The organism is Collinsella sp. LCP21S3_A3 (genome assembly GCF_052118905.1).
Taxonomy (GTDB): domain Bacteria; phylum Actinomycetota; class Coriobacteriia; order Coriobacteriales; family Coriobacteriaceae; genus Collinsella.
Genome location: NZ_JBQKGH010000035.1, coordinates 1 through 4490 on the forward strand (window position 1 = coordinate 1; position 4490 = coordinate 4490).

5 protein-coding genes and 1 pseudogene are annotated in these 4490 nt (G+C 57.2%); 1 reads left to right on the forward strand and 5 read right to left on the reverse strand.

The window, feature by feature from the left end; translation table 11 throughout:
- Positions 1-183: 183 nt before the first annotated feature.
- The 5 genes and pseudogenes from ACTQ0H_RS09115 to ACTQ0H_RS09135 form a co-directional block, all read right to left on the reverse strand.
- Positions 184-885 (reverse strand): methyltransferase domain-containing protein, encoded by a 702-nt coding sequence (locus ACTQ0H_RS09115; protein ID WP_052241580.1) that lies wholly within the window; start codon positions 883-885, stop codon positions 184-186.
- Positions 886-948: 63 nt separating this feature from the next.
- Positions 949-1089: pseudogene (locus tag ACTQ0H_RS09120) on the reverse strand (putative RNA methyltransferase); the annotation flags it as partial.
- Between the two features lie 140 nt (positions 1090-1229).
- The gene (locus ACTQ0H_RS09125; RefSeq protein WP_441538936.1) at positions 1230-1580 is read right to left on the reverse strand and encodes a type II toxin-antitoxin system PemK/MazF family toxin; all 351 of its coding nucleotides are present in this window, start codon (positions 1578-1580) and stop codon (positions 1230-1232) included.
- Complete coding sequence (locus tag ACTQ0H_RS09130) at positions 1555-1818, reverse strand: hypothetical protein (RefSeq protein WP_441538938.1); 264 nt, start codon at positions 1816-1818, stop codon at positions 1555-1557. Before ACTQ0H_RS09130 ends, ACTQ0H_RS09125 begins: the two co-directional genes overlap by 26 nt.
- A 501-nt stretch (positions 1819-2319) precedes the next feature.
- On the reverse strand, positions 2320-3399 hold the full coding sequence (locus ACTQ0H_RS09135) for an IS1595 family transposase (RefSeq protein ID WP_441538940.1): 1080 nt from the start codon (positions 3397-3399) through the stop codon (positions 2320-2322).
- Between the two features lie 160 nt (positions 3400-3559).
- Between ACTQ0H_RS09135 and aph(3')-IIIa the strand changes: the two genes are divergently transcribed.
- The gene (aph(3')-IIIa, locus tag ACTQ0H_RS09140; protein WP_441538941.1) at positions 3560-4354 is read left to right on the forward strand and encodes an aminoglycoside O-phosphotransferase APH(3')-IIIa; all 795 of its coding nucleotides are present in this window, start codon (positions 3560-3562) and stop codon (positions 4352-4354) included.
- The last annotated feature ends 136 nt before the right edge of the window (positions 4355-4490 follow it).

Genomic DNA, 4490 nt, shown 5'->3' on the forward strand with positions numbered 1-4490 from the left:
GATGACGCGGAAACGGCCCCTCCCGGGGCCGTTTCAGTTCCAGATCGTTGTTTTCGCCCGCTGAGCTGGGCCTATGCCGGAATCTCTCCCACAGAAACCACCGAAGAGCCAGATTTCTTCTGGGGCGGTTGACAAGGGCTGTCCTTCAGCCCTGCAATTAAGAGGATGATGAGCTGGCTGAGCTCATGAAGGGCCTTGGGAGCGAGGGGTGCCCACCAGCAATTCAGCCTCGATGGTGATGCTTTTCACACGCGATAGATTTAGGGACTCCGCGTCGATGCCGAACAGCAGCGGCGTCATCTCGGCGAACACGCGGACGTCCCTTTCGGACATCTCGAAGGTGCGCGTCACCTTGATGCGGTCGGTCATCTTGAAGTGCTTCTCAAAGCAATCGGTCACCAGCTGGTTTGAGTATTCCTTGCTGCGCAAAGATCCTTCAGCAAGGTGGCGCAGCTCCGTAAGATGATTGCTGCCTGGAACCACTTTGACCAGCACTCCTGGCGCGGAGGCGTTTCTGGTTGGGGTGAGAACGCGCTTGAATTCGTCGTAGTTCGAGGGAGCGAATACGTCCACCACGCAGTTGATGGAGCCTTTCAGCACGGGGATGTTCGTCAGGTCGCCAACCAGCCATTTGACCGCCTTTCTGGAATCGTGGCGGGCCGCCATCAGCATGGCGTCTTTTGAGAGGTCAAACGCCACCACGTCGACACAGAGGTTTTCTCGGATTGCACGTGCATAGAAGCCTTCTCCGCATCCCGCGTCGAGCACGCGGAATGGCGTCGCGTTCACAGCTGCAGGACCCTCGCTTGGGGAAAGGGCCCTTCCTACCGCGGTGAGGACGGCTTCTTTCACGTGGTCGTAATACCCTGCCTCCAGGATTGCCATGCGGCTCTCAAAGGATTCTTTGCTGTAGTGGGCTGACTGCCTGGAGGGCCCTAGAAGGTTTACGTACCCCTGCTTTGCGATATCGAAGCAGTGCCTCTTCGGACATACGAGGCTCCCTTCCTGCAGCTTCAGGGCGCTGTGGCAAAGGGGGCAAGAGAGCACGTCGGCGCTGTCAGCAAATCGCGCGTATCTGTCGAGTACCATTGCGTCTCCTTTCGTCCAAGCAATTCTAGCGTGTTAGCGCTAACGTATAAATAAGGCTGTGTTAACCCAAGATGGTGCTAGAAAAGGGTTCAGTTCAAACAGCCAGGCCCCCGCCCCTTTCCAAACCAGATGGACTGCTTTTACCTAAGCGCACTCGCTATCAACTGCAGCAGCACGTCAGAGACTCGACCTATCGGCTCGTCTCTTTTAAGCCTGTCCCGTTCCAGGATGAGTTTCTGGTCGAGGCGAACATAAGACGGTTTGCGCAAGCCGCAGTGCTGCCAGTCAATGATGGGAACAACGATGCCTGTTCCCGTTATGGACAGGTCCTTAGACGTTACCTTTGCTGCCAGAGCGGTGAAGGTTGAGTCGAGGACGTCGACGATGATAACAGGCCGAACCTTTCCGACTCCGGGGTGGTCCTTGTACTCAACATATGCGAGCCAAATGTCACCTGGAGCCGGTTTACACGAGGTCATCATAGAGCCCATCGTCCTCGGGGCAATACCACTCTGCAGGCAATACGGTCACGCCGTCTGCATTCGGGCGCGCGATGTCAGGCGCGTTCCAGTCAACTGTCGTGATGTGCCTTCCCGACAGCGGCGCAATCGCAACCCAAGGCTTCGAGTTCTTGAAGACTGTGACAGGCTGGCCTGTCTCAGCCACCATGGTGGCGATCTTGGAGAAGTTGGCTCTGGTCTCAGCAACTGTAGCGGTAAGCTCTGCCATAACATGCTCCCTAACGAGTTGTACTATATTGCAGCATCCATTATAGCTCGAATCCGTTACACGATTGTGTACACATTTCATGCTGAGCCCTCCTTTCTGTTGCGCCGGGCGTCCCCGGCATCCATTGAGTGAATGTCGGGCGCGTCCGCCCAGTGCATACAGGCCGGAGACCTGGATTTGCCAAAAGCCATCTGGTGCTGTCAAGGTGCCTGCCGCGCTCTATCAGGAACGCCGGGCCGCATCAGCTTTATCTTCCCACAGCTCTTGGACTGCGTGCTGATCTCGCGGCGCAGAACCCCTGCATCGACGGCCAACCGCTAGCCATTGTCCCATGAGAGCGATGCGCCGCATGCTCTCGCGGTTCTCGGTCCATCTGGTTTTCAAGGTGCGTCGGCAGCCGCGTGCGTGAAGCGGCAGACCGTGAAGCCATATGCAACGCTACCGCGCCACCCCCGGCGCCTCAAGGCCCCGGGCAGCAAAACGCCTGAAATGCCATAACCTCTACGTCGCGCTCGGCCAGCCGTAGTAGTCCATGAACAGGTAGGGGGATTCTGCCAGCTCGCGCCTCGTGTCCGCGTAGGAGCCCTCGATCGCCTGCCTGAGCACCAGCTCGATCATGTCGGCGCGGTTCTGGGTGGAGAAGCTCCAGCGCCACTTGAACCACGCCATGTACAGCCCCAGGCGCCTTGTGGCGACCCCGCGGAAGTTGTCCATGAAGCACGACAGCGACGAGTGTACGGCGTTGATGCGGTTGACCTTGTGGGCCCTCGCGTCGAAGGAGTCGTGCACGGCGACCCCCAGTTCCCTCAGCGCGCCAGGGTAGGCCTTGTGCTTGTCCGTGCAGACGATGGCCCCCTCGACGACCCTGCCCTCGAGCCGGCTCTCGGCGACAGCCCTGGTCAGCGGCCCGCGGCACGCCACGTCGAAGAAGAAGTCCCCGGTGTCGGACACGCCCGTGAGCACGCAGATCTTGTCCTTGGAGATGCCGCGCCTGGCCTGGGAGTGTTTTGGCTTCCCCGCCATGCCCTTCACGCCGCGCCTCTTGGCTGGCCTTGGCATCTGGAAGCCAGGGTTGCGGGTGTGGTTGCCAGAGAACGACTCGGTGAAGTAGCACTCGTCGAGCTGGCACCCGTTGCCCGCACCCACGCGGAAGGAGGGGAGCAGCTCGTAGAGGCACTGCAGCAGCCGGATGCGCATGAACCACGCCGTCTTGAGCGACACGCCGCACTTGCTGGCGGCCTCCCTCAGCGTCAGGACATCCACCAGGCACTCCGCGTACTTCTTCCATACAGCAGCGTCGAGCTTGCTCGCGCCAAGGACGGACCTGCGCATGCGACCGAAGCGCCTGCCGCAGTCCCTGCACCTCCAGCGCTGCCCGCCGGACGCGTCGTGGCCGTCGCGGTTGATCGACACCGACCCACAGCGGGGGCAGCATGCGACCTCGGGCTCGTCCCCTGCGTCGAGGGCCAGCTGCGCGTCGATCACGTCTTGAATCGCCGCGATCATCCTGCGGCGCTGGTCCTTGCCCATCGCCGCCAGCCCGCCCCTCACGGTCTCCTCGAGGCTGTGCTTCCCTGCCATCGCTTCCCTCCAGCGCTCGCTTGTCTATGCAGTGGGGATGCTATCGCGGGGGTGTGACGCAGAAACGGGCCCGAGAAACACCATCTTGGGTTAACACAACCTTATAATTAGCTTCTTGGGGTATCTTTAAATACTGTAGAAAAGAGGAAGGAAATAATAAATGGCTAAAATGAGAATATCACCGGAATTGAAAAAACTGATCGAAAAATACCGCTGCGTAAAAGATACGGAAGGAATGTCTCCTGCTAAGGTATATAAGCTGGTGGGAGAAAATGAAAACCTATATTTAAAAATGACGGACAGCCGGTATAAAGGGACCACCTATGATGTGGAACGGGAAAAGGACATGATGCTATGGCTGGAAGGAAAGCTGCCTGTTCCAAAGGTCCTGCACTTTGAACGGCATGATGGCTGGAGCAATCTGCTCATGAGTGAGGCCGATGGCGTCCTTTGCTCGGAAGAGTATGAAGATGAACAAAGCCCTGAAAAGATTATCGAGCTGTATGCGGAGTGCATCAGGCTCTTTCACTCCATCGACATATCGGATTGTCCCTATACGAATAGCTTAGACAGCCGCTTAGCCGAATTGGATTACTTACTGAATAACGATCTGGCCGATGTGGATTGCGAAAACTGGGAAGAAGAAACTCCATTTAAAGATCCGCGCGAGCTGTATGATTTTTTAAAGACGGAAAAGCCCGAAGAGGAACTTGTCTTTTCCCACGGCGACCTGGGAGACAGCAACATCTTTGTGAAAGATGGCAAAGTAAGTGGCTTTATTGATCTTGGGAGAAGCGGCAGGGCGGACAAGTGGTATGACATTGCCTTCTGCGTCCGGTCGATCAGGGAGGATATCGGGGAAGAACAGTATGTCGAGCTATTTTTTGACTTACTGGGGATCAAGCCTGATTGGGAGAAAATCAAATATTATATTTTACTGGATGAATTGTTTTAGTACCTAGATTTAGATGTCTAAAAAGGAGGCTTCGGTAGTTTGTGTGACAAGGGGCTAGCCTAGGCAGCAACGCTCTTCGCTCCCTTCACGCCCTTCTTCCTCGCCTTCACCGGGCGACCCGGGAGCTGGGGCTGGC

Coding starts and splice junctions, on each gene's coding strand:
- ACTQ0H_RS09115 (WP_052241580.1), bottom strand. CDS start 885: ATGGCAATCCTGGAGGCAGGGTATTACGACCACGTGAAAGAAGCCGTC.
- ACTQ0H_RS09125 (WP_441538936.1), bottom strand. CDS start 1,580: ATGGGCTCTATGATGACCTCGTGTAAACCGGCTCCAGGTGACATTTGG.
- ACTQ0H_RS09130 (WP_441538938.1), bottom strand. CDS start 1,818: ATGGCAGAGCTTACCGCTACAGTTGCTGAGACCAGAGCCAACTTCTCC.
- ACTQ0H_RS09135 (WP_441538940.1), bottom strand. CDS start 3,399: ATGGCAGGGAAGCACAGCCTCGAGGAGACCGTGAGGGGCGGGCTGGCG.